Consider the following 930-nt stretch of genomic DNA (forward strand, 5'->3'; position numbering starts at 1 on the left):
ATTGAACGTATCAAGTTCTCAACATGGATCGTATTCGTTGCAATCTGGACAATCGTAGTATATGCTCCAATTACTCACATGGTATGGGGTGGTGACGGTGCCTTATTATTTGATGCAGGTGCATTAGACTTCGCAGGTGGTACAGTTGTACACATGAATGGTGGTCTTGCTGGTTTAGTATTAGCTTACCTAGTTGGTAAAAGAAATGGTTATCCAAAAATTGCAATGAAACCAATGTCTGTAATGTTGACAGCTCTTGGTGCTGCATTACTATGGTTCGGTTGGTATGGATTCAACGGTGGTTCAGCATTCGGTGCAAACGAAGTTGCCGGTTTAGCTTACTTAACAACTACATTAGCTACTNAATGGTTATCCAAAAATTGCAATGAAACCAATGTCTGTAATGTTGACAGCTCTTGGTGCTGCATTACTATGGTTCGGTTGGTATGGATTCAACGGTGGTTCAGCATTCGGTGCAAACGAAGTTGCCGGTTTAGCTTACTTAACAACTACATTAGCTACTGCATTTGCTGCAATGGTATGGGTAGGATTAGAGTGGATGGTATTCAAAAAACCAACATTATTAGGTGCTGCTTCAGGTGTTGTAGCAGGTTTAGTTGCAATTACTCCAGCAGCTGGATTCGTTGACGTAACTGGTGCATTCATCGTAGGTGGTGTAGGTTCAGTAGTAGGTTTCTTCGGTGTAGCTGTACTTAAAAAGAAACTTGGTTATGATGATTCATTAGATGCATTTGGTATCCACTTCCTAGCTGGTCTATGGGGTGCATTAGCAACAGGTCTTTTAGCTCTAAACGACCAAGACTTACTATGGGATGGTCCACTAAAAGCTGCAGGTGACAGAATGGGTCAATTTATGGTTCAAGTTGAATCTGTAGTAGTAGTTGGTATCTTCACTTTAGTTGGTACTGT

Annotated in this window: 2 pseudogenes; both read left to right on the top strand. The window is 41.3% G+C overall.

Annotated elements, in window-relative coordinates:
- A pseudogene (locus QWY88_RS11705) lies at nt 1-216 on the top strand (ammonium transporter); the annotation flags it as partial.
- A gap of 169 nt (nt 217-385) precedes the next feature.
- A pseudogene (locus tag QWY88_RS11610) lies at nt 386-930 on the top strand (ammonium transporter); the annotation flags it as partial.

The organism is Sulfurimonas sp. hsl 1-7, from assembly GCF_030577135.1.
In the GTDB taxonomy this organism is placed as follows: domain Bacteria; phylum Campylobacterota; class Campylobacteria; order Campylobacterales; family Sulfurimonadaceae; genus Sulfurimonas; species Sulfurimonas microaerophilus.